Annotated in this window: 24 protein-coding genes, 1 other RNA gene and 2 pseudogenes; 16 read left to right on the forward strand and 11 right to left on the reverse strand. The window is 35.5% G+C overall.

The genetic code is table 11. From position 1 onward, the window contains the following. Positions 1 to 31: 31 nt before the first annotated feature. On the forward strand, positions 32 to 2,305 hold the full coding sequence (locus RHABOEDO_RS06935; RefSeq protein WP_220017480.1) for a DUF4116 domain-containing protein: 2,274 nt from the start codon (positions 32 to 34) through the stop codon (positions 2,303 to 2,305). Between the two features lie 37 nt (positions 2,306 to 2,342). On the opposite strand, the gene RHABOEDO_RS06940 is transcribed toward RHABOEDO_RS06935, so the two are convergent. Continuing rightward, the gene (locus tag RHABOEDO_RS06940; protein WP_215217716.1) at positions 2,343 to 2,540 is read right to left on the reverse strand and encodes an IS630 transposase-related protein; all 198 of its coding nucleotides are present in this window, start codon (positions 2,538 to 2,540) and stop codon (positions 2,343 to 2,345) included. A 74-nt stretch (positions 2,541 to 2,614) separates the two neighbouring features. Between RHABOEDO_RS06940 and RHABOEDO_RS06945 the strand changes: the two are divergent. Both RHABOEDO_RS06945 and RHABOEDO_RS06950 read left to right on the forward strand, forming a co-directional pair. Next, a pseudogene (locus RHABOEDO_RS06945) lies at positions 2,615 to 2,810 on the forward strand (IS5/IS1182 family transposase); the annotation flags it as partial. Positions 2,811 to 2,869: 59 nt separating this feature from the next. Beyond that, positions 2,870 to 3,904 carry an IS630 family transposase gene (locus RHABOEDO_RS06950; protein ID WP_220017482.1) on the forward strand — a complete coding sequence of 345 codons (1,035 nt, stop codon included), beginning with the start codon at positions 2,870 to 2,872 and terminating at the stop codon, positions 3,902 to 3,904. 109 nt (positions 3,905 to 4,013) lie between these two features. Here the strand turns inward: RHABOEDO_RS06950 and RHABOEDO_RS06955 are convergent, their stop codons facing one another. Beyond that, complete coding sequence (locus RHABOEDO_RS06955) at positions 4,014 to 5,027, reverse strand: IS30 family transposase (protein WP_215216525.1); 1,014 nt, start codon at positions 5,025 to 5,027, stop codon at positions 4,014 to 4,016. 70 nt (positions 5,028 to 5,097) lie between these two features. On the opposite strand from RHABOEDO_RS06955, the pseudogene RHABOEDO_RS06960 reads away from it, so the two are divergent. The 5 genes and pseudogenes from RHABOEDO_RS06960 to RHABOEDO_RS06980 form a co-directional block, all read left to right on the forward strand. Then, positions 5,098 to 5,303 (forward strand): annotated as a pseudogene (locus RHABOEDO_RS06960) (IS5/IS1182 family transposase); the annotation flags it as partial. Positions 5,304 to 5,566: 263 nt separating this feature from the next. Next, positions 5,567 to 6,229 carry a CT253 family lipoprotein gene (locus RHABOEDO_RS06965; protein WP_215216531.1) on the forward strand — a complete coding sequence of 221 codons (663 nt, stop codon included), beginning with the start codon at positions 5,567 to 5,569 and terminating at the stop codon, positions 6,227 to 6,229. A gap of 42 nt (positions 6,230 to 6,271) precedes the next feature. Next, entirely contained in the window at positions 6,272 to 7,114 is an 843-nt protein-coding gene (locus RHABOEDO_RS06970; protein ID WP_215216532.1) for a CPBP family intramembrane glutamic endopeptidase, read from the forward strand. Between the two features lie 31 nt (positions 7,115 to 7,145). Then, positions 7,146 to 7,925, forward strand: coding sequence for a protein phosphatase 2C domain-containing protein (locus tag RHABOEDO_RS06975; RefSeq protein ID WP_215216533.1), 780 nt, complete (start codon positions 7,146 to 7,148; stop codon positions 7,923 to 7,925). Further along, on the forward strand, positions 7,922 to 9,055 hold the full coding sequence (locus tag RHABOEDO_RS06980; protein ID WP_215216534.1) for a cysteine desulfurase family protein: 1,134 nt from the start codon (positions 7,922 to 7,924) through the stop codon (positions 9,053 to 9,055). The genes RHABOEDO_RS06975 and RHABOEDO_RS06980 overlap by 4 nt, the downstream gene beginning before the upstream one ends. On the opposite strand, the gene RHABOEDO_RS06985 is transcribed toward RHABOEDO_RS06980, so the two are convergent. From RHABOEDO_RS06985 to dcd, 4 genes are read right to left on the reverse strand one after another with little or no spacing between them, the layout of a single operon-like run. Further along, the gene (locus RHABOEDO_RS06985) at positions 9,052 to 10,290 is read right to left on the reverse strand and encodes a hemolysin family protein (RefSeq protein ID WP_215216535.1); all 1,239 of its coding nucleotides are present in this window, start codon (positions 10,288 to 10,290) and stop codon (positions 9,052 to 9,054) included. The two genes, RHABOEDO_RS06980 and RHABOEDO_RS06985, sit on opposite strands and share 4 nt — an antisense overlap. Beyond that, entirely contained in the window at positions 10,290 to 11,561 is a 1,272-nt protein-coding gene (locus RHABOEDO_RS06990) for a hemolysin family protein (RefSeq protein WP_215216536.1), read from the reverse strand. Before RHABOEDO_RS06990 ends, RHABOEDO_RS06985 begins: the two co-directional genes overlap by 1 nt. Beyond that, on the reverse strand, positions 11,554 to 11,886 hold the full coding sequence (locus RHABOEDO_RS06995) for a hypothetical protein (protein WP_245397492.1): 333 nt from the start codon (positions 11,884 to 11,886) through the stop codon (positions 11,554 to 11,556). Before RHABOEDO_RS06995 ends, RHABOEDO_RS06990 begins: the two co-directional genes overlap by 8 nt. Before the next feature lie 60 nt (positions 11,887 to 11,946). Continuing rightward, entirely contained in the window at positions 11,947 to 12,513 is a 567-nt protein-coding gene (gene dcd / locus RHABOEDO_RS07000; RefSeq protein WP_215216537.1) for a dCTP deaminase, read from the reverse strand. A gap of 129 nt (positions 12,514 to 12,642) precedes the next feature. On the opposite strand from dcd, the gene ruvB reads away from it, so the two are divergent. The 3 genes from ruvB (at position 12,643) to ffs (ending at position 15,048) form a co-directional block, all read left to right on the forward strand. Next, complete coding sequence (gene ruvB, locus RHABOEDO_RS07005; protein WP_215216538.1) at positions 12,643 to 13,641, forward strand: Holliday junction branch migration DNA helicase RuvB; 999 nt, start codon at positions 12,643 to 12,645, stop codon at positions 13,639 to 13,641. Positions 13,642 to 13,653: 12 nt separating this feature from the next. Continuing rightward, positions 13,654 to 14,841, forward strand: coding sequence for a SpoIID/LytB domain-containing protein (locus RHABOEDO_RS07010; protein WP_215216539.1), 1,188 nt, complete (start codon positions 13,654 to 13,656; stop codon positions 14,839 to 14,841). Between the two features lie 109 nt (positions 14,842 to 14,950). After that, positions 14,951 to 15,048, forward strand: an RNA gene (gene ffs, locus RHABOEDO_RS07015) — signal recognition particle sRNA small type. A gap of 4 nt (positions 15,049 to 15,052) precedes the next feature. On the opposite strand, the gene RHABOEDO_RS07020 is transcribed toward ffs, so the two are convergent. Beyond that, positions 15,053 to 16,003: a hypothetical protein gene (locus RHABOEDO_RS07020; RefSeq protein ID WP_220017484.1), complete on the reverse strand. Its 951-nt coding sequence runs from the start codon at positions 16,001 to 16,003 to the stop codon at positions 15,053 to 15,055. Positions 16,004 to 16,205: 202 nt separating this feature from the next. Here RHABOEDO_RS07020 and RHABOEDO_RS07025 point away from each other — a divergent pair, with 202 nt between their 5' ends. After that, positions 16,206 to 19,334 (forward strand): hypothetical protein, encoded by a 3,129-nt coding sequence (locus RHABOEDO_RS07025; RefSeq protein ID WP_215216541.1) that lies wholly within the window; start codon positions 16,206 to 16,208, stop codon positions 19,332 to 19,334. Here the strand turns inward: RHABOEDO_RS07025 and RHABOEDO_RS07030 are convergent. Next, complete coding sequence (locus tag RHABOEDO_RS07030; protein WP_215216542.1) at positions 19,331 to 19,945, reverse strand: MazG nucleotide pyrophosphohydrolase domain-containing protein; 615 nt, start codon at positions 19,943 to 19,945, stop codon at positions 19,331 to 19,333. The two genes, RHABOEDO_RS07025 and RHABOEDO_RS07030, sit on opposite strands and share 4 nt — an antisense overlap. Before the next feature lie 89 nt (positions 19,946 to 20,034). On the opposite strand from RHABOEDO_RS07030, the gene RHABOEDO_RS07035 reads away from it, so the two are divergent. The 4 genes from RHABOEDO_RS07035 (at position 20,035) to RHABOEDO_RS11525 (ending at position 21,603) form a co-directional block, all read left to right on the forward strand. Then, on the forward strand, positions 20,035 to 20,499 hold the full coding sequence (locus RHABOEDO_RS07035) for an NUDIX hydrolase (RefSeq protein WP_215216543.1): 465 nt from the start codon (positions 20,035 to 20,037) through the stop codon (positions 20,497 to 20,499). A gap of 4 nt (positions 20,500 to 20,503) precedes the next feature. Beyond that, positions 20,504 to 20,890, forward strand: coding sequence for an AAA family ATPase (locus RHABOEDO_RS07040; protein WP_215216544.1), 387 nt, complete (start codon positions 20,504 to 20,506; stop codon positions 20,888 to 20,890). Positions 20,891 to 21,027: 137 nt separating this feature from the next. Then, a complete protein-coding gene (locus RHABOEDO_RS07045; protein WP_215216545.1) occupies positions 21,028 to 21,405 on the forward strand; it encodes an AAA family ATPase in 378 nt (125 codons plus the stop codon). A 36-nt stretch (positions 21,406 to 21,441) separates the two neighbouring features. Next, positions 21,442 to 21,603 carry a DRTGG domain-containing protein gene (locus tag RHABOEDO_RS11525; protein WP_215216558.1) on the forward strand — a complete coding sequence of 54 codons (162 nt, stop codon included), beginning with the start codon at positions 21,442 to 21,444 and terminating at the stop codon, positions 21,601 to 21,603. A gap of 98 nt (positions 21,604 to 21,701) precedes the next feature. On the opposite strand, the gene RHABOEDO_RS07055 is transcribed toward RHABOEDO_RS11525, so the two are convergent. The 3 genes from RHABOEDO_RS07055 to RHABOEDO_RS07060 form a co-directional block, all read right to left on the reverse strand. Beyond that, entirely contained in the window at positions 21,702 to 21,881 is a 180-nt protein-coding gene (locus RHABOEDO_RS07055) for a hypothetical protein (RefSeq protein ID WP_215216546.1), read from the reverse strand. Positions 21,882 to 21,987: 106 nt separating this feature from the next. Then, positions 21,988 to 22,134, reverse strand: a complete 147-nt coding sequence (locus RHABOEDO_RS11530; protein ID WP_215216547.1) for a hypothetical protein — start codon at positions 22,132 to 22,134, stop codon at positions 21,988 to 21,990. Beyond that, the gene (locus RHABOEDO_RS07060; RefSeq protein ID WP_215216548.1) at positions 22,088 to 22,225 is read right to left on the reverse strand and encodes a transposase family protein; all 138 of its coding nucleotides are present in this window, start codon (positions 22,223 to 22,225) and stop codon (positions 22,088 to 22,090) included. The genes RHABOEDO_RS11530 and RHABOEDO_RS07060 overlap by 47 nt, the downstream gene beginning before the upstream one ends. Positions 22,226 to 22,351 lie beyond the last annotated feature (126 nt).

Consider the following 22,351-nt stretch of genomic DNA (forward strand, 5'->3'; position numbering starts at 1 on the left):
TAGTAAATTTAAGCCAAAGTAGGTTTGTTATATGAAAAGTAATATATTTAGCAATTGTTTAATCTATATAGATTTAAATGCTCATTATGTTCCTGTATTAGGGACGACTGTAGCTCTATGCGGTATTTTAGAAAAATATATGATCCTACCTGCTTTTAACAAAGAAACTATTAATGCGAATCGTTATCTGTCTCATATTTCTAATAAATCTTTAAGTATTTTTTTGTTGGAATCGATTCCTGTTTTAGGAAGCGTTTTCATTTACCTAGGGACTAGAAAGCCAAATTCTTTGCTAGTAGCCATTCCCGGTCTTTTGCAACGCCTGCCCAATTTGCAAAAAGATAAAGAAGTAATATTAAAAATGGTAAATAATCGTTCTTGGGAGGCTATAAAATATGCTCATCCTGACTTACAAAAGGATCAAGAGGTTCTTACCAAGGTTTTAGATAGCGCTCCTTGGGAAAAGGTAAAGCATCTTCTTCCTCATAAGATAATAACAGATAAAAAGCTCATGTTAAAGGCTTTACGATGCATTTCCCCTGAGATAATAACAGATAAAAAGCGTATTTTAAAGGCTTTAGAGGTTTCTTGGGAGGCTATAAAATATGCTCATCCTGACTTACAAAAGGATCAAGAGGTTCTTACCAAGGTTTTAGATAGCGCTCCTTGGGAAAGGGTAAAGCATCTTCTTCCTCATGAGATAATAACAGATAAAAATCTCATGTTAAAAGCTTTACGATGCATTTCCCCTGAGATAATAACAGATAAAAAGCGTATTTTAAAGGCTTTAGAGGTTTCTTGGGAGGCTATAAAATATGCTCATCCTGACTTACAAAAGGATCAAGAGATTCTTACCAAGGTTTTAGATAGCGCTCCTTGGGAAAGGGTAAAGCATCTTCTTCCTCATGGGATAATAACAGATAAAGAGTGTGCTTTAAAAGCTTTAAACCGTTCTTGGGAGGCTGTAAAGTACATTTCTACAGACGTTTTTTGTAAGGATGTGGAGGTTCTTAACAAGATCTTAGATGAGGCTCCTTGGGAAAGGGTAAAGCATCTTCTTCCTCATGGGATAATAACAGATAAAGAGTGTGCTTTAAAAGCTTTAAACCGTTCTTGGGAGGCTGTAAAGTACATTTCTACAGACGTTTTTTGTAAGGATGTGGAGGTTCTTAACAAGGTCTTAGATGAGGCTCCTTGGGAGGTTATACGCGATCTTCTATTTTCTCGTGTAATACCGGGGGGGAAGAATAGCGCCTTAAAGGCGTTAAACCGTTCTTGGGAGGCTGTAAAATATATTAGGAATCAGGTTTTGTTAAGCAACGAAGAGTTTGCTCTAGAGGCAATCAAAATCCATCCTCTAGTGTTACCATATATTTCTAAAAATCTAATATCAGATGATCGGTTTCTGCATAGTGTTGTTGTACAAAAGCCTTTAGCAAAGACTTCTTCTGGAGAGATGGCGATCGCTTCTATGATCAATCTTAATGGATTGCACCTAGCACCCCCTTTACTCTCTTGTCCAAAAGATGTTCAGTGCAATTTGAGAGATTTCCTTACGGAGTTTGATAAAAACATAATAGATAAGAGCATATACAGGGATGCAGGAAATCTGCAGCAGCTATATTCCCAACGGGATGATCTAGAGAACTTATGCAACAAGGTGCAAAATACATCGAACGATCTACTTTTTATACAACTTTCCCTTTTACTAAAAAACATCATTTACCAATGGAAAACAGGTAAAGGATTAGAAAAAAAAGATCAAAACTTAAGAGCATTAGCAGATGCCGCAAGCAAATGTACACCTACTTGGTTGGAAGTAGCAACGAGAATATATTCTGAATTAGATGGCAGTGGAACACCGGAAGCAGAGTTGCTCACCTTGGTGCAAAAATATAAAGAAGAAACCATATTGCAATTTACACAAGTCAATGGTAGACATTGGCATTCTTTAAACTATATAAGAAAGAAGTATGGTACAGATCTCGGTCTAAACACTACCCTTGCTAGACATGATATGTATACCGATAATTTTCCTAGTTCTTTAACCAAATGGCAAATAAAGGCGTTATGGGACGCTTGTTCTTTGTTAGAGAGTGTTCATACAGCCCTTTCTACTCAAGAGTACAGTATACCTTTATATGATTTTTTAAAACAAATTACGGAGAAAAATCATCTTGCTAAAGATAAAGACTCCATTGTAGGTTATGTTTCAGATAACTTTTATAATGAAGATTATACATTAAATCTTCATGCTGTGCATGTTATGCTCATAGATATTGGAGTATTAGAAAAGGTTGTTTGATCCTCTTATAGTGTACTTCAAAATGATCGGGGTTTTTCTATACATAAGCGATTAATCTCTGATCATCAATTTTCCTATAAGTGCTTTTCTTTTTTAGAGGTTCTATGTTTCTTCTTTGTTTCTTACTCTTTACCCATCGGTAGACAGTTGCAATCCCAACTTGAAATAGCTGGCTGGCCTTCATTTTGTCGTTATTTTCTTCTAGGTATTGAAGCACTCGTTTTATTAGATCCATTAGAGCTCTTTCAAAACTAGGAAATAAAAAAGCCCTTGTATAAAATGATGCCCTTAAAAATACGTAAGGGCATGATGAAATTTGAAAAAGCAAAAAGTTTAGACAACGAGAAATTCCGAAGATTAACCGGATTAAAACGTAGCACATTTGATCAAATGAGCTTGATTTTGGAGATAAGTCACAAAGAGAAAAAAGCCCGAGGAGGCCGCGTCAATAAATTAAAAATAGAAGACATGTTACTGATGACCTTAAGAGTATCTAAGAGAGTATATAGTGGTTCCGATTCAATCGTATAGAAAAATATTTTGTTTTGTGTTAAGCTATTGAGTATGAAAAAACTGATCCCTAGCCAGAGAGCTGACTTAGAACACAAGTTAAAGCATCCAAAAGACTATTCTGAACGGAATAGGCTTTGTGTAATTTTGGGCTATGATGAGGGTATCTCAACAAAAAATCTTGCTAAAACACTCCGGATAAGCCCTATCACTGTTCAGAAATACCTCAGAGAATATGATTCCGAAAATAAAACTGGAAGTAGCCCTCGAGGCGGTAGCAAATCAAAACTTTCACAAGACCAAAAAGAGTCTCTACTAAAACACCTACATGAAAAGACCTATCTTAAAGTCAAAGGGATCATAGCTTATGTGCATGAGCAATATGGGATAAAATATTCCCGAAGTGGCATGACAGATTGGCTCATACAGCACGGATTTGTTTATAAACGTCCTAAAAAGATTCCTGGGAAATTAGATCCTGAAAAACAACGAATTTTCATAGAACAATATAGGGCTTTAAAGGAGACCTTAAACCCTGATGAAGAGATCTATTTCATAGATGCTGTGCATCCTGAACATCAGTCCCAAGCCGTATGTGGATGGATCAAAAAAGGCGTTCAAAAGACTTTGCAGACATCCGGGAAACAATTGCGATTGCATTTTGCTGGAGCTCTTTGCCTGACAGGAATGAAGATTTTTACAGAGGAATATAAGACAGTTGATGCCGATGCAATGCTCGATTTTTTCAAGAAGCTAGAAAAACAGACAGAGGCTCGAATTATTCATGTAATTTTGGATAATGCAAGATCAAACAAAAATAAGAAACTAGAAGAGTTTCTGATGTCTTCTAGGATTAAAGTGCACTATCTCCCTCCTTATTCGCCGAATTTGAATCCTATTGAACGCTTGTGGAAGATCTTAAAGGAAAAGAAGGTATACAATCGATATTACGAAACGTCGGTGACTTTTTTTCAGGCAATTAGAGGATTCTTCTTAGAAGAGATACCGAAAATAACAGATATTTTGAAATGTAGGATAAACGACAAGTTTCAAGTCGTTGACTTAAATCCCATTAAGCTAGCCGTTTGAATCGGCACTAGTATAGAACCTATTTTCACATAAGCCAGAGCTATAATATCAGTGGCCCTTTCAACCTTGAAGTGCACAAAAAAGAACATATAAATACTTGAAAAAACATCTATTGTGCACCCGAGCATAGCATGTTTGTAGATAATCTCGTAAACACTTCTAGTGGAGTTTCGAAGTTGAGAGCCTTTCTAGGTCTGTTATTTAGTAAAGTTTCCACCCTTTCTATATCCTTGGAAGTCGTATCTAAAAAGCTTTGTGTTTTAGGAAAATATTGCCTAACTAGTCCGTTTGTATGCTCATTTAAGCCTCTTTCCCAAGAATGGTAGGGCGTTGCAAAGTAGAAGTCTGTCTCTAGCTCGAAACTAACCATTTGGTGATAGGCAAATTCTTTTCCGTTGTCTGCTGTTAATGTGTGTACAAAATCTTTGATAGGTTTAAGTTGTTCAATTAACGCTTGACTTACTTCCTCTGCAGTTTTATGAGAAACTTTGGCGAGCTTAGTTAGCTTGGAAGTTCTTTCTACCATTGATACAATTACGCCTTTATGTCCTGCCCCTATGACTGTATCTAGTTCCCAGTCTCCTAAACGAGTCTTTTTTTCTACAATACAAGGCCGTTGCTTAATATCTATACGACCAGGCATGTTCCCTCTTCCAGAAGCTCCCTTTCTCTGCTTGTTATATTTTTTCCCTCGATGACGGAGCTCTCTATAAAGCTGTCCTCCCTGTCGTTTATCTTTCCAGATATGATTATAGATGGTCTCATGACTAACATGTTCTTTACCATGTCTTTTAAGCCATCCGGATATTTGTATAGGGCTCCATTGCAACTTGATTTTTTCTTCAATACGGGTAACTATTTGAGGAGTCATTTTTTTATTGGGCTGAGAATTTTTTCTAAGAAATGCTTTTTCTTGAGCTTGCTGATGACGGTATCCTCGTTGCCCTTTATTTCTCTTAAGTTCCCTACTAATAGTGCTATGATGAACTTTTAGAATGTTTGCTATTGAGCTAGATGTATCTCCTCTAGCTTTTAAAATATAAATCTGACATCTTTGGTCATAGGTTAGGTGATGGTAGCCTTTAGGCAAGGTCTCTCCTTGTGTTTGATTGTTAAAAATCACAATAGAGATTCTTTCATCGCCTGCCTATTCTTTTTTTAATTCTTCTGTGCACTTCAAACTTGAAAAGACTAGTGAAAGTACAGCTTATAAAACAATAAAATGGGTAGAATACACCCTGATAAAACATCCCCTATTTGCACTGCCTGGACGTAAAGAGCTATTAAAAAGCGATATGGAATATGATGTTATTTTAATAGATGCCACAGAAACACCCATAGAGCGCCCTAAAACAAACAAAAACATTTTTACTCAGGGAAGAAGAAAAGGCATATACTCGTTTACATTCAAATTAAATTGAATAAGGTTTAGGCATTTCTCTACCTCCATATATTTTGTTGGAGAAAAATATACAACTTTATCAATAAAATTTTAAATAGCTATATAATAGTTTGTAGCTTAATATGTTAGAAAAGATTTATCGATTGTAAGTAAAGAAAATTATGAAAAAAGAAGATGTTAAAAATCTGGAGTAGTGCTTTCTAAAAAGCAAAGAAATTTGCTATGTTAGTTTTTTAAGAAGTTTTTTGGAGATATCTATTATGCCACGAGCACTTTTTTTTGCTTTAGCCCTTGTTACGGGTTGTAATTTGAACCTAATCCCTCAAGAAGATCATAAACAACAAACACAAGTAGCTCTAAAGCCTGTTGTTGTAATTACTCCTGTCATTGATAGCACCGAAGAAGATAGCATTTGGAGCCTATCCGATGAATTCACTTATTGCATTACCCATCAGCTTGCGCAAAAAAATCATCTTTCTTTAATAAATTTTGATAAAACTCGTGCGACTGCTCAACAACCCGTCTTAAAACAAAACCCTTTTGAGCAAGACATGAGCTGGCTTAAAAAGGTATTTTCTCATCATGGATTTGTAGTGTTTCTCGAACTTGTGGAGCATAACGAAGTAATAAGACAAGGTGATAAGCAAACCATTGATTCTAAAAAGTGCTCCGCTGAGCTTTTAATGACTATGCGTGTGCGCATTTTTGATTTGCGAAAAAACGAGCCTAAAGTAGTTTTACAAGAACTAGTACATGAATCTCATTTCATCCCTAGGCCCTTTACACGAAGTAATTTCCAACAAGAAAAATGGGGTCATGAAATGTTTACCATTTCTCCTATGGGCCTTGCACATTCACAATTTATCAAACACATCTGCAATCGCCTTGAAGATTACATTCTTCTAGCAGCTCATAACGATTAAAAAGGGCTCTTGATGGTAACTTCTTCCATAAGCGGCAATTATTTGACAACGATCCTATTATTTGGGACCATTGGATTATTTACTCTATGCATTGCTAAGTCACGTGGATTTTTTCATGATCGATCTTATATAAATGTTCCTTTTTCTTTAGCACAGCTCTTAAGCGTTTTTGTCATCTATTTGTGCATGACTCTCTTAGGGCTACCTATTTTAATTACTTTATCCAAACTTATCTACCCACTAATAGAGACAGAAACCCCTTTTCCTGTGTTTGTATTAAGTTGGCTACAACTTTTTGTAATAATGGTTACTTTTTTCTTAATTCGAGCTGTTTTATCTAACCATAATAGAACTATTTGGAGGCATATTTGGAAAAAACCAAGCTGCAACCAATCCTTAGCACAAGATATATGGATGGGAATATTAGCATGGCTCATCAGTTTTCCCATTGTTATTGGAATAGGTCAATTGTTTGACTTTATCCTTTATCTTTTTTTTCACTTAGAAAGTTATGAACAAGTAGCTGTCCGTTACCTTAAAAAATCTATCTATTCCCCTTCTCAACTCATACCCGCTTTAATCATGATCACGCTTGCTGCACCGATTATTGAAGAGCTGCTTTTTCGAGGATGCTTGCAGTCTTATTTAAAAAGATATATAAAAAAAAGCTTGGCAATTGTTTTTTCTTCTATTTGTTTTTCTGCTTTTCATTTCTCATTTAGCCAAGGTATTGGTAATGTTTCTTTGCTGTTTTCTTTGTTTGTATTTGCTCTTTTTTTGGGGTTTATCTATGAACGTCAAGGTTCTTTATTCGCATCGATTAGTCTACATATGACTTTAAACATAGTAAGTGTAGCCCGTATCCTTCTATCTTCCACAGAATAAAAAAAATATTATCGATTTAAAGGAACAAAGTATGATATGTACCAGAAAAGAAAGAGAGGATCGAGAAAAAATGGCAGCCACTCGCCGTGATGTTCAGAGCTTTGGTATTTCTGATATAGGGCTTTCACGTGCTAATAATGAAGATGCATGGAAAGAAATTCCAGAAAAACGCTTTTACGCTTTAGCAGATGGAATGGGCGGTCATAATGCAGGTGAAATAGCCTCTTACACCGCGGTAGAGAGCATTTGCTCCTCTATTCAAGAACTGCCTAGCGTAGAATCTATTCAAGAGCTTTTAAAGCATATGAAAAAAGCTGTGTATCAAGCTAATAAAACAGTCTTACAAAAAGCAAAGCAAGCTAAAGAGTATAAAGGAATGGGTACCACTCTTTGTTGTTTTATGTTATTTGATGATTATTTGGTTTATGCTCATGTAGGAGATAGTCGATTGTATCGCATACGCAACCGCATTGAGCAATTAACCAAAGATCATAAAATTCGTCATATTCAATGGGGGCAACCATCTGATGGCTCTACACACACTCGCCCCTTATTATTCCGTAATGTGATTACGCGCGCTATTGGCACTCATGTAGAAGTAGAACCAGATGTAGGAAGTTATAGCGTACAACCAGGTGATATCTACCTTTTATGCAGCGATGGTCTTTCTAATTTAGTCAATGATGAAGCTATACATAACATCTTAAAACTCCCTTGTTCTTTAGAGATAAAAGGAAACCAGCTATTGCAAAAAGCTTTAAAAAATGGAGGACATGACAATATTACTTTATTGTTGGTAAATATTCTATGATTAGCACTGCTATTTACCTAGACAATAATGCAACTACTCCAATTGCACAAGAATCGTTAGACGCTCTTATTAAAGAGTGCGCAGCGCCTGTAGGAAATCCTTCTTCCATCCATCGCTTCGGGCAAGCAGCTAAAAAAAGATTAGAAGGCTATAGAAATACCATTGCCAATTATCTCGCGGTTCCAGCCGACGAGATTATCTTTACATCAGGTGGCACAGAATCCATGAATCTTTTGATCTATGGCCTGCTAGAAAACAGGTTAAACACACACGTCATTACTTCTGATGTAGAACATGCTTGTATTTATAATAATTTGACCCTATTGCAAAAAAGAGGTACTCGTGTGTCTTTTTTGCAAGCCGGACTACACGGCAGTATTCATCCAGATCAAATCGAAAAAGCAATCCTTCCTTCAACGCGCATGATTATCCTCTCAGCTGTAAATAGCGAAACAGGAGTAAAAACCGATATAGATGCAGTTGCTCAAATAGCAAAAAAAAACGATATTGCTTTCATAGTTGATGCAGTAGCTCTTCTAGGAAAAGAAATCTTTTCCATTCCCAGTGGCGTTTCGGCTATGGGATTTTCTGGACATAAATTGCATGCCCCTAAGGGGATAGGTTGTGTTTTTGCTCGTCCGGAACTCGCTTTATACCCTTTTATTAAAGGAGGAAATCAAGAATTCAATCGACGCTCTGGTACACAAAATCTAAGCGGGATAGCAGCAATAGCCGCTGCGGTAGAATGCCTATATGAGCATTTACCCTCTGCTACAGAAAAAATGGCTAGGCTAAGGGACCTGTTAGAAGCTTACCTTATAGAACAAGCAGCTCCTGTTATCATTAATGGCTCTGGAAAAAGGATCTGCAATACAAGCAATCTTTGCTTTCCCGGGGTTCAAGGAGAAGATCTGATCATTGCACTGGATATGAGAGGTATTGCAATAAGTCATGGATCTGCTTGTTCATCTGGAGCCCTAGAACCTTCTCGTACTCTTATAAATATGGGCGTTTCTCATCCACTTGCTCGATCTTCTATTAGGATTTCCTTGTCCCGTATGACTACAGAAGAGGAAATCAAATCAGCAAGCTTACTCATTGCTAAAACAATTAAAGATCTTCGCTCTTAAGAAATGGTTTTTACCAATACGGTTTTAATGGCCAAGAAGGAAATCTCTTCTACAATCAATTCAAAACGATCAATTCGTACGCTATCTCCTTGAGAAGGATTGTGATTTAATGCTTTCATTACTATTTCTCCTAAAGTTTCTGCATTCTGGTAGCAAAGATGTACGCCAAACTGTTTATTAAATTCGTCAAGACGCATTTGAGCAGGAAAGCTGCGATCTAAAACCACATGAAAAGCGTTAGGCAAAATATCAGAAAAAGACTCCGAAATAGAAGATTTTCCAAAGATTTCATGTACAATGGCATCTAAGGTTAAAACTCCTTTAGCTAGCCCTTTACCATCTAATATAATGGCTAAGCTCTGATTATTATGACGAAATTGTTTTAAAATATCTAAAATCGATGTCGTTTGAGCAATAAACCAAGGGGACCTTGCATAATCTTTTATCCGTTTATTCTCAGGAATACGAAGTAAATCTCTTAAGTAAGCAACCGCAATAATATTTTGTGGATGACGATGATAAATGGGAACAAAGACTGTTTGTTTGCCTTCTATAAAACGACGCAACTCTTTTACCGTACAAAAAGCTGGAACAAGTGGTATTTGTGTTAAGGGCTGAGTGACATCCTTAGCTATTTTTGCTTTTAAAGAAAAAATGTTTGCTACAATCGTATTTAATTCTTGTTTGGTGTGATCTAAAGGAGGGCTTTGTCTCTCCTCAATAGCATTTTGTAGCTCTTCACGGGAAAGATAGGCTGTAGAAGCGATAGGATTCCCTATTAAATGATTAATCCATCTACAAAGTAGATCTAAGATGAAGATGATAGGGCGCAACAATAAAGAGAAAAAGTATAAAAAGGGTACCCCAAATAGCCCCATATGTTCTGCATAACGTCTACCTAAAGACATAGGGGTAATCTCTGCAAAAATCAAGATAAGAATAATCTGCGATAGAGGGGCGAAATCGGGACTTAAACCAATAGCATCATAGAAACGACGCGAGCACTCCGAGCCAAAAAATAAAGCGGTATTTATTCCAATAAGCGTTGTTCCAAATAAAAGAGCGGGATGATTTAGCAAGTAATTTAACCAAAGAGCGCTTTTTTTCTTTTTACTGACATAATATTGCAAGCGCACTTTATTAAAAGAAACACAAGCCATTTCCGTCATAGAAAAAAATCCTTGAACAACTAGGCAAAGAAGTGTAAAAAAGAGAAAAGCCTTCCAAGATTGCATCAATAGCTTCCTTTTGAAGAAGAGACTTTTATTAGTCTTACATATATACGGCGTACGCGTTTATGATCTGAGGCTAATACATGAAATAAAAAGCCATAAGCCGTATATTTAAATCCTGCTTTAGGAATATCTCCTATTTTCTCTGTTAACCAACCTCCTAAAGTAATCATATTATTTATATTTGGCAGAGCTATCCCAAAGATCTTTTCGAATTCAGAAAGCTCTAGTTTGCCGCTTGCAATGATAATGCCTTTGCCCGATGAAGTATAATCGGCTTTTTCATCTCTTGCATCTGCAATCTCTCCAACGACTGTTTCTACTAAATCCTCCAAAGCAATTAAACCTGACACAGACCCATACTCATCGACTACCAAAGCTAAAAACTCTTGTCTATCAAGCATTTGTCTTAAAAGTATGGGAGCTGAAGTCATTTCAGGAACAAAAAAGGGTTTTTGTAAAATAGCTATCATATCTTTTGGCTGATGTAGTTTTTCTTTATGAAGAAAATAGATTTGGCTGGTCATAATGCCGATCACAGAATCGAGATTCTTTTGACAAACAGGAACCCGAGAGCATTGTTGGTCCACAAACATACGCACAAGTTTTGTTAAAGGCTCTTCTAAATCAAAGAATAGGATATCAGTCCTAGGTCTCATTAATTCTTTGACTTGAGATTCACTTAATTGTAGATAACCTTGTATAAGTTCTGCTTCTTCTTCATTTAGCACTCCTAACTGACGAGATGCCTTTAAAGCATATTCCAATTCATCAACTGAGATATCAGGCTCTTTTTTCAAGAAAGAAAATAATAATCTCATCAGAAATTGCGTAATGGTTACTAAAACTTTTCTAACCGGTAAAAAAAAGTTTTGCAGTCGATAAATATAAGGAGCTACTCGATAAGAAATTGTATCATTATTAGCAAGGCCAATCGATTTAGGAATCATTTCACCAAATGTCAAGGTCAATACAAGAGGTAATCCAATATGTAAAATCCATGCAGAAAAACCATCAAATAAACTAGATATGACATTCTGAAATAAAATATTGGTAATTACATTCAATACTAGAATCGTAATGATTAAATCACGAGGAGAAGAGAGCAGATGAGCAACCAATTGCTTGCGTCGATCTACATCTGCTCTAAAAACCTTGACCTTCATTGAAGATAAAGAAAACAATGCCACTTCTGAACAGGAAAAAAAAGCAGAAGAAAGAAGAAGCAATACCAATAAAAAAATAGCAAAAGCTAATCCCAAAGAATCACTCATCTTTTGTAAAATAGACTTTTAATTGTCCCTCAGGAACTAGCCCTAAGCCCTTCATCAAGGTTAACTCAATCCATGCTGAATCTTTTTGGGAATTAATTTGTAGCTTTAAGTCTTCTTTTTCTTCTAATAAAAATTGTTTTTCAGACTGAAGAGCGTATAATTGAGATTTCAGCACTTCTAACACCTGCTTTTTTTTTTTCATGGCATGTAAGTACATAAAGCAACAGCAAAGCATGCACAATAGTACCCATCCATATTGAAAAAAAGCATTTTTTCCAAGATTAGGTTTATGGGTTTTATTCTTAATCCACTCGTTTGATTGCATACAATTAGCAAAAGCCCTCTAAAATTTAATACTTAGAGCATCTATTCTTTTTTTTCTACTTTAAGCCACAGGCAAAGTAATCCCTTTCTGTTTCATATATTTCCCATCTCGATCTTTATAAGAGACTAAGCATTCCTCTGAGCTTTGATAAAATAAAACTTGAGCTAACCCTTCATTTGCATAGATTTTGGCAGGAAGAGGTGTAGTGTTAGAAATCTCTAAAGTCACATAGCCTTCCCATTCAGGCTCAAAAGGTGTTACATTGACAATAATGCCACATCGCGCATAAGTAGATTTACCTACACAAATTGCAAGCACATCTCTTGGAATTCGAAATTTTTCTACACTACGAGCCAACGCAAAAGAATTAGGAGGAATCGTACATTCTTCTGCTTCTATGCAGACAAAAGCATCTTCAGTAAAGTTCTTTGGATCTATGATACAGTTATCAGTATTTGTAAAAATTTTAAATTGCCCAGCTACCCTTAAATCATAGCCGTAACTTGAGAGTCCAAAACTAATTACTTTTTTTCCTTCTACGTAACGTACCTGCTCTTTTACAAAAGGGTCGATCATTTCATGTTCTTCTGCCATGTAACAAATCCAACGGTCTGGTTTTGGAGCCATATTGATTTCCCTCCTTAATTATTAGGTTTATAGATTAATAAATTTACACTTCTTAAAAGAGATAGGTATAGCGTGTGAATTCGATTTCTTGCTAGAGTTTTCATTAGTTACTAATCATAGGTTCAAATTATGCCCGATAGCTTTACCCATTCATCTTGGAATAAAAAGGATGATTTTGCTGAAATCCCATTAAGACCGCAAGCCTTATCGGAATTCGTGGGACAAGATACCATTGTTAAACGTCTAGAAGTATCTATCTTAGCAGCAAAGCAAAGAAATGAACCACTTGGGCATTGCCTTTTTCACGGCCCTCCTGGCTTGGGAAAAACTACATTAGGAACTATTTTATCCAAAGCTATGCAAACAGACCTTGTGCTTACCTCAGGCCCTTCTATTGAAAAAGCAGGTGATTTAGCAGGTATTTTAACGAATCTAAAAGAAGGCGATATTTTATTTATCGATGAAATCCATCGGTTAAATAGAGCAATTGAAGAATATCTTTACGCTGCTATGGAGGATTTTTTTCTGGATTTAATGATTGATTCTGGCCCTTCCGCTCGCAGCATTCAAGTAAAACTCAATCGTTTTACTCTAGTAGGAGCTACTACTCGTGTAGGACTCTTAAGCAGCGCTATGCGTTCTCGTTTCACTCTAAATTTCAGACTAAATTATTATTGTTTTACATTCTTAGAAAAAATTATTATGCGTACAGGACAAATTTTAGGTATATCTCTTACAAAAGAAGCTTGTCTATCCATTGCAAAACGTGCAAGAGGAACTCCTAGAATTGCCAATAACCTCTTAAAATGGGTTCGTGATTTTGCACAAATTAAAGGTTTTAGCAAAATTGATGAGCCTCTTGCAAATGAAGCACTAAATATGTTAGAAATCGACGAACTAGGCTTAGATGAGATGGATAAAAAAATCTTGTCCACTCTAATTGATTATTACCAAGGGGGACCCGTTGGTATTAGCACAATAGCTGCGGCTCTTTCCGAAGAAATTCATACTTTAGAAGAAGTATATGAGCCTTATTTAATTACCCAAGGATTTTTAAAGCGTACGCCAAGAGGCCGAGAAGCTACCACACTAGCTTATGAACACCTTAAAATCCCTTTTAAAACTTGATGGAGATCTTGTATGAAGCTACTGCTTGCTTTTGTAACACTCTCATTAATTGTGTCTAGCTTATTATGCTATAGTAAAGAAGCGTCTGTAAATACACAGACCTTAAGCGATATCTCTAAGAAACACAAACCGCAAACGATTAAAATCTTACTCCACAAAGACCTACCCCAAGCTTTTTTAGAAGCTAAAGGCCGTTATTTCGTTTATAACCCTCAAAATGATTTCCTAATTGCAAGTGGCATTTACTCTAAAAAACAACCTATTTTCTCTCAAGAAGCAGGATTAAAATGGGGTGAGCTCTTTCCTGGGGTTTCTCAAATGCGCCTTGTTCCAGGATCTTCTCAAAGCACCATCTTAGTTAATGGGATTGAATACAAAGGTTGTGTAGAAATATACGATATAAAAGGCAAGCTTCATATTATCAACGAGATTGATATTGAAAACTACCTAAGATCTACACTTTCTCTTCAATCCCTTTCCGAGTTAGATGAAGAGGTTATGGATGCACTAGCTATTATTGCACGGACTAAAGCCTATTATTTAGCAAATAAAGATCCTCTTTTGCATTGGCATGTTACTAGCTTAGAAATTGAATACCAAGGCAGCGCTCTCGCTTGTCAAAATCCAAGTATTCCTGCCTGTATCTCTCGCACACGCAATATGATCCTTACCTATCAATCAGCACCATTTGAAGCTTCATGGACAGAAGATAGCGGAGGAAAAACAGCTTCTTTTTCTAGTATTTTCCGTAAAAACATCATGACTCCTTCTGGAGTTGACTCCCCTATTGCATCTGCACAAAGAGAGAATCATAACTGGTCTTTTGTCATCTCCAAACAACAATTAGCTCGTCTATTAGATGTTAAAAGCATACAAGCATTAGATCTCTATCAAGATGCAGACTCACATAAGGTTTATGCTATTCGTTATAAAGATGGCAATAAGCTAAAACAGATGGACTTCTTTACTCTGCAGAAAAAACTAGGTGCAAAACTCAAAAGCAATGAATTTACCATTGATGCAGATGAAAAAACAGTCTGTTTTACAGGTTATGGGAAAGGACACGGTGTTGGATTATGCTTATTTAGTGCTATCTGCATGGCAAAAAATGCAAAAAAAACCCCTGAAATTCTCAATCATTTTTTTCCTAATACCAAGCTGGAGCATATGGAAAGATTATCTACTAAAACCAAAGTTTAAAAAATTTCTAAATATAAATTCTCGAAATGACAGGCACCAAAGTGAACGAAAATATCTTAAACTTTTTAAAGTTGCTCAGAATTTCAACTTAATGCTACGATATCCTTTGCCGGGGATCTTTTGGAACTGCAGAACCTGAACCAGGTCAGAACTGGAAAGTAGCAGCCTTAAGGAATTTCTGTTGTGCTAGAAATTAATCTCCGGCTTTTCTTTAAAAAGTAAAAGCCATTCCACCAAACACAGCTTGAAAAATTGTCTTGCTATCATGATGTATGCAACTTCTTCTCTGAGAGATTTGTTCTGGCGCTGTTCCAATGCCATATAAAAAGACCATTTGATATCCTGCATAAAACTTTACCCATGAAGCTGGAATCCAACCTACTTGTGCAGAAGCCTCAGTAAAAAACCCTGCTCTTACTCGCTCTTTCTTACCCTGTAGAGACTTTTCCAATCTTAAATTATTTGCCATACCCCCTGCTTTGGCAGCTATGTTCCAATAGGTAACATCTGTTGGATTAGATTGTAAAAGACAACCCAATTGCAATCCAAACATCTCATTACGCATGTTTACAAAATAAGGGTTCGCAATACCCTTAGGTACCCCAGTGATTGATAGAAGCTTTAACTTTTCTTCCAGGCGAAAATAGTGAAAGCCAAACAAGGTAGCAAAGGAAAAATAATCTTGTGCTCTTGAAGTCAAATAATACCAATAATTTGCTTCTCCCGCACAAAAAGCCACGCGGTATTTTTCCTCAATCAGATCTACTGCCGGGAAACTAGCAGCATTTTGCTTTAAAGGAATAAGCAGATTTTGATTACCAGAAACCGACTTATTAAAACGCCAAGGGTTAATATGTAAGTAGTTAAATTCCAAGCTATTAGTACAATCAGCTGTATAAACAACCCCTACGCGATAACCTGATTTAAAATCAAAATCACGCATATTAGACAAAGCACTTGTTTGGTTGGTCGTATTTTTAACAAGCGTCGTTTTCTCTATATCATTGCGTTTCAAATAGATATATTCACCATAAAAGTCTAAATTACTCTCTGCAGAAACGGTTAAAGCGTAAGCTAACGCTCCGCAAGCAACACTAATAGTCCATTGTTTTCTTTTCATAAGATCCATTTTTTTAGAAAAAATATTTTGTAAATATACCATTCGCAGCTTATAAAGTTAAGCAAAGAAATCCTTTCTTACTGTGTTTAATACACTTACAAGACCCTTATAAAACAAGAAAACAATTCGTTCAATCACAAATTAAAAATTTATTAAATTTAAATTAATTAATAAAATAAGAGGTTTTTTTAAACAAAATAAACAAATATATGCTAAAATGATCCTTTAAACTGAGGGATTTATTATGACTGTTACTCCATTATTTGCTTCTTGTAGACCACCTCTAATAGGGGAAATATCTTTTCCTAGAGGGCTATTTAGTAGTGTTTCTTCTTTTATTAGCTCTTTCTTTACTACTTATGATCCCTCTCTTTTTTCGGTTTTTTTAGATCAAAAAAATATAGGCATTATTGATCAATTATCCAACTTCGGTAAGACCTTAGAACAGTATCACCCTGGAAAAACACGCAAATTGCTTAATGAATTTGCAAGAAAATATGAAAAAAATTCACAAAATCTAGATTCCTTACAGGATGCACACACAAAGACATTAGAAGAAATTGAAAAAGAATACCATAATATCACTAAATTGTCCGCTGAACAAAAAATTAAAACAAGCACTTCTTTTAACGAGTTTTCTGAAAAGTTTAAAGCACTCATAAACAAATATGATGCCAAAAAGTTGCAAGAGACTTATCGTTTGCTCGATGCATTTAACGAAACTATCATGCAATCACATCAATTATACATCGGGTTAGGTAAAGTAGTTAAACATATTGAAAACAATTCTCATCTTCTATTTTTGCAAACATTCAAAGAACAACTCAATTCTATTATTTTGCTACAAGAACAATTTAACCCTAATTTAGAAACTCAAGGTTTTCACCAAATTACTAGAAGACAAGCTAAACGTGATGGATTACTCGATCTAATTGCTGATGTAAACGCTATTCTTAAAACACTTGCTTCTGAAACCACCCGTAAGACAATCGGAAAGAACGACCACATCAAAAATGAACTGCTTAAAACCATACTAGAGAAAAGTGAAGAAGTTGTTTCTTTTATGCAAATACGCATGGAAAGACACAGAACATCCGTATTCAAAAAAATAAGGAGCCATCTTGAGGATGATGTTTCCTCTTGTGAGGATTTACAGAAAAAATTAGAACTCTTGCCTAACGATAAAAAAGCTCAAGGCCTCTTATTAGATCTTCAGAAAATGAGATTTTACCTCAAAGATGATGACCCACGCTCTTCTTGTAACACTCTAAAGGAAAAATTAGGACTTCTACTAAAGGAGCAGCCTTATCTCTTTACTGAAAGAGAGAAAATAGCTTTAACCCATCTTTTAGAAAACTTATCTGTTATTGCTTATGGAAAACGTTTTAATAAAAAAGATGTACAAGAACTGTTGAATCAATGCCAAGATATTATTAAAGAACTACTACCAAAGGAAACCGTCTTTTCACAAATAACTACCTCCCTCTATAAACTGAGTATTTGCCTTATACAGGGAAACATAGCGCCTAATGAGCATAAACATGTAATAGATCTCTTAAATGAATTCATCGAAAATCCCAAAGTTTCTTTTAAAGAAGATGAAAAACAAAAATTTTTAGATTTAAAACAAGCTCTTTTGTTTGATCCTAGCCAACCTATACCTAGAGAAAGAATACCCTCTTTACAACCTCAGAAATGCCTTAAACTAATAAAGGAAATCGAAAAACGCCCTCCTTCTATAGGAGAAAGTAAGTTAGCCATTGAACAAGAATTAGAGAAATTGAGCAAGCATGCAATGAATTTTACTCTTATGATGTCTTGTGATAAAAAAATTTTTAACAAGACTAGAGATTCTCTATTTTATCGTAATATCATACAAAAATCTGAAGAAACAGATTGCTGTCCTATAAAATTATTTCTCGATGAACTTAAAATACAAGGGTTTCCTACATGGAAAATTGTTTTGGTAAAGGTCTCATTTTTTGTCATAAAGCATTTAGGAATAGAAAAATCCATCCATAAAGCACTAAGCAAATACTCTATAATGCTTTATCAAGAATACACTCGTGATCAATTTCAAGATTTAAGCCAGAAACTAGTAGAAAATGCAACGATATACTTTCATTTATTAAACTCTGCTATCTCAAATGCTAAAGTAGATGCGCAAAAATTTCCAGATCAAGAACAGATCACTCGCCTGATTATAGAGCAGCTTTTATCTTTAAAACTAGAAGACGATGAAGCAGCGCTTAGAGAGCTCAATCTTCATGATCTATATAGTAAATTTGTAGACGATTTTCTGGAAAAATCAGAGTCAAGTCTATTAAAATGGATTGTATGTTTTTTTATAGATAAACCTGCTATTATTTCTTCTATTATCGAAACAGGAATAAATTCTTTCATTAAGCCAGATCCTAATGGAAATGCTTCTGGATTAGATCTCTTAATTCGCGACGGTCTCAGAACAATCTATAAAAAATTTCAACAACCAGAGGAAGATTCTCAAGAAAAGCCACTGCCTTCTAATCCGCTTGTCGAGAAATTTGTAGAAAACCTTATGCATACTTTTAATCAACATAGGAATATTCAACAAATAGCTTCTTCTACAAAGATTGCTGTTGCTCAGGCAAATCTTAAGAAGGAATTAGACAAACATGGTTCAAGATTAGAAGGAATACTTGACCAACAAATAAAAAATTATAAACAGCTTAACTATAATACAGAACTGCTATTAGATGCCAAAAACACGCAAGCGCTAGGAGAGAAAGACAGAGAATCTTTTTCCTTTTTGCCTGTTTTTCGAGATAAAATTCTGAACATTTTTTTTCCTGAACCTGAGACTAGACTGCTGCAACAACATACCATATCCCTAGCTGATGTTGGAAGCGATAAAATAAACACTACCATAAAAGCTGAAGTCGATGATAAAATTAGAGAAAAATTTATGCTTGATCTTACAAAATTATCAAAAGCTCCACCTTCTGAAGAAATCCTCTATGATTGGCTCTATCAAGGCTTAGGATTAATCAACCAAACTATTGAGAGCCCCAAAGAAAATAAAGAAAAACAAGAAGATGTAAAAGAAGAGATTACAGAGCTCTTAAGCGATATTAGTGCTTTGATTGCTAGCAAAGCACCTAAAACTGCTATTAAGGATATTATAAAGCGTGCGGGCTTATCATCAAAGCTAGCATCGAAGATTGAGGGCTTATTATCATCAAAGCTAGCATCTTGGATTTCTCCTATAATCCAAGAGCGTTTACAAAATATTGTAGACTTAGCAACGCAAGAAGCCTTGTATCAGCCCGAACTTATAGCTCAATTGGGTAGAAGGGTTATTTTACCTACAACTACTTTTTTAAGAACCTCTTAAGAATCTTTCCCATTTTCAAATTGCCTTTGTAAATGGGTAAGTTTTCTTCTTAAAGCACCTTCTACGTCGATCCCTTTGCTATCTGCTGTCATTAAAACATCAATTAGAGAGTTAACTATTTGTTCTTCTGTATGTAAAGGCAAAAGCTCTGATTTAAGCTCAGAAAAACCATTTGTCTTAAGCCGGTGTAACATCTTCTGTGCTCGAGATAAACTGGGAAGGCTTTCTGAAATACCGCTAAGAGCTCCTTTAGATTCCGTTTTTTTGATTTTTTGCCAGTTTTCTGCAATCTCTTCCACACTATGCACTTTTAAGTTATCAAAAACATGAGGATGACGACGGATCAGTTTCTCGTTTATATTCGATAAAATATGGGTTAAATCAAACCGTTTATCCTTTTCCGCAATTTTAGCACAAAATAAAAGGGTATAAAGCATATCCCCTAATTCTTCCATGATCTGCTCATCTAGATCTTGATCAATGGCTTCTATCACTTCATGCACTTCTTCGAGAAGATAGGGTTGCAAACTCTTTAGAGTTTGTCTACAAGACCATCCGCAATGATTAAAGAGCTTGTCTATTGTTTCTATCAAATTCGTAAATTCTTCCATAAGAGCCTTATAAAAATTTAAGTTTTCTAAAGGATCCTATCATTTTTTCTGTGTTTTATTTAAGATAAATAAAAACCGTTAGAGGTTTCATGCAACGACAATTCACAGCAACTGTATACATTATCAAAGATGATAAAGCTCTTTTGCTCATGCACCCTAAATTTCATAAATGGCTGCCTCCAGGAGGGCATTTAGAAGAGAATGAAACCCCTCATGAATGCGCTTTGAGAGAAGTATTAGAGGAAACAGGCTTAAAAATCGGTTTTTATCAAGATGAATATTTTCAGGTATCTCATAAAAACGCCTGCAGCATCCCACGTCCTTTTTTATGCTTGTTGGAAGAAATTCCCGCTTGGAATCAGACCCCTGTACACCAACATATAGATTTTGTATTTGTTGGATATCCGATAAAAGAGGGTCTGGATAAGGAGTTTTCTTACCGATGGTTTTCTAAAGAGGAAATTCTAAAGCTAAAAGAAGAAGAAATTTTTCCAGATGTTAAGCAAATTATTTCTGAAATATTTAACTTAAATTCCTTTCTCATAAAGGTTTAAAAATATGCAAGGGCTTTTTATTGCTTCTACCGGTCAGCATATTGGCAAAACCACAGCCTGTTTAGGCCTTTTCTCCGGGTTGCATAAGCTCTTTTCTCGTTTAGGTTATATGAAGACCATTGGACAGCAACACATCACTACAAAGCAAGGTACACAATTAGATAAAGACGTATTAGTCTTTAAAAAACATTTTGTACTGACCGATTCTTTAAAATCTATGAGCCCTATTGTAATTCCTGCTGGTTTTACTCGCGATTTTTTAGACCAAAAAATCCATATTGATGACTTGCGTAAAAAATTGATCAGCTCTTTTAAAACAATCCAAAAAAATAAGCAATTGGTTCTTGTAGAAGGCACTGGGCATTGTGGGGTGGATTCTATCATCCACTAGATCTCTTGCATAGCCAACAAGCAATCTAAAATTTTAAAGTATTTTAATCCATGAGAGTATGATTGTTTAAGCGATATAGCTGGAAATGCTTTTGTTAAGATAGGAATCTATAAATGAAAGCTTTAAAATAAGGGGTTATGAAAGAAATCTACTTAAATAATGCCCAAGTGGCTAAAGAGCTAAAACTTCCCCTAATTTTAATCTCTTCAGGAGGATTGGGCTCTAGCTTTGATGATTTAACACTAAACATTACCCTTTGCGATCAGTATAAACTATCTATTTTAGGAGTGATTCTTAACCGTGCGTTGCCCCAGAAACAAGAAATGATCCAGCATTATATGAGAAAAGCGCTTAAACGCTGGAATCTGCCTTTATTAGGATGTATTCCTTTTGATCCTTTTTTAAGTACTTTTTCCATGGGGACTTTGAGCTGTTATTTCAAACTCCTACTATTACAGGGTCTAATCATAGGTTTCGTCATTTTGATGGTATTCGATTGGTCGCCACCTCTTTAGAAAGCTATCGTGAAATGATTCTGCCCAACCAACTTAATTATTACACCATCTAATCGAGAAGATATTATTTTAGCTACCCTTAACAAACATTTAGAACTATTAGATTCTTGCAAGGAAGGTCTTTGTGCAGGAATGATTTTAACAGGAGATTTTTCTCCTCGCCATTATTTATTTAATAGAACAATTAGCAAAAGCTGATATTCCCGTTCTTTATCAGGACTTACGCATGAAGAATTTCCTTTGCACCTACCAGATCTAATAAATAATCTTTACGACATGATGCAATGAAGCGCCGTTTACGTAATAGGATCTATTGTCTTATTAGCAGAACCACATAATGTCTTGCCGTCAATGGCAATGCTGTCTCTTCCAAATGCCTGAGCTATGGACTGAGTCCACTGCATAAAACATGTACGGAACGAATGAGGATTTAAAAAGGCAAAAAACCTCTCATAGGTATACTTATTTGCATTCAAATTAAGAGTTTGAGTGTATAAACATTTTTATACAAAAGATAACATCTTCTTGCAAAATAGAGCAGTTTTTTCAAAAAAAACTAGTTATGCAATTCTTAATTTGAAATCAAACTAGTATATCATGAGAAGGAGCCCCATATTTACAGATATTAACAGATTGTAACCAACCGAGGTTCATCTGTGTCCACAATCTAAAGCCCATGTAATCATCTTGTCCACATAGCATGGCTAGGATAGATGTTGATAATATCATGAAGGCTATATAGTTGATTGCGCGCCTTTCTTGGGTCTGGTAATTTCGAAAAATGCATCATAATAGATGAAGAATGAATGAATCCTTCCATTTTATACTCCTTATGAAAAAGGAGCCAGAATCATTTTTTATCTCTCAATTATCAAGCAAAATCTTCATGCGTTGGCCCTGGTTCTTTATACACCCTTACATAGTTATACAGCGATGCAAAAAATTT

This window comes from Candidatus Rhabdochlamydia oedothoracis (assembly GCF_019453995.1).
Classification (GTDB): domain Bacteria; phylum Chlamydiota; class Chlamydiia; order Chlamydiales; family Rhabdochlamydiaceae; genus Rhabdochlamydia; species Rhabdochlamydia oedothoracis.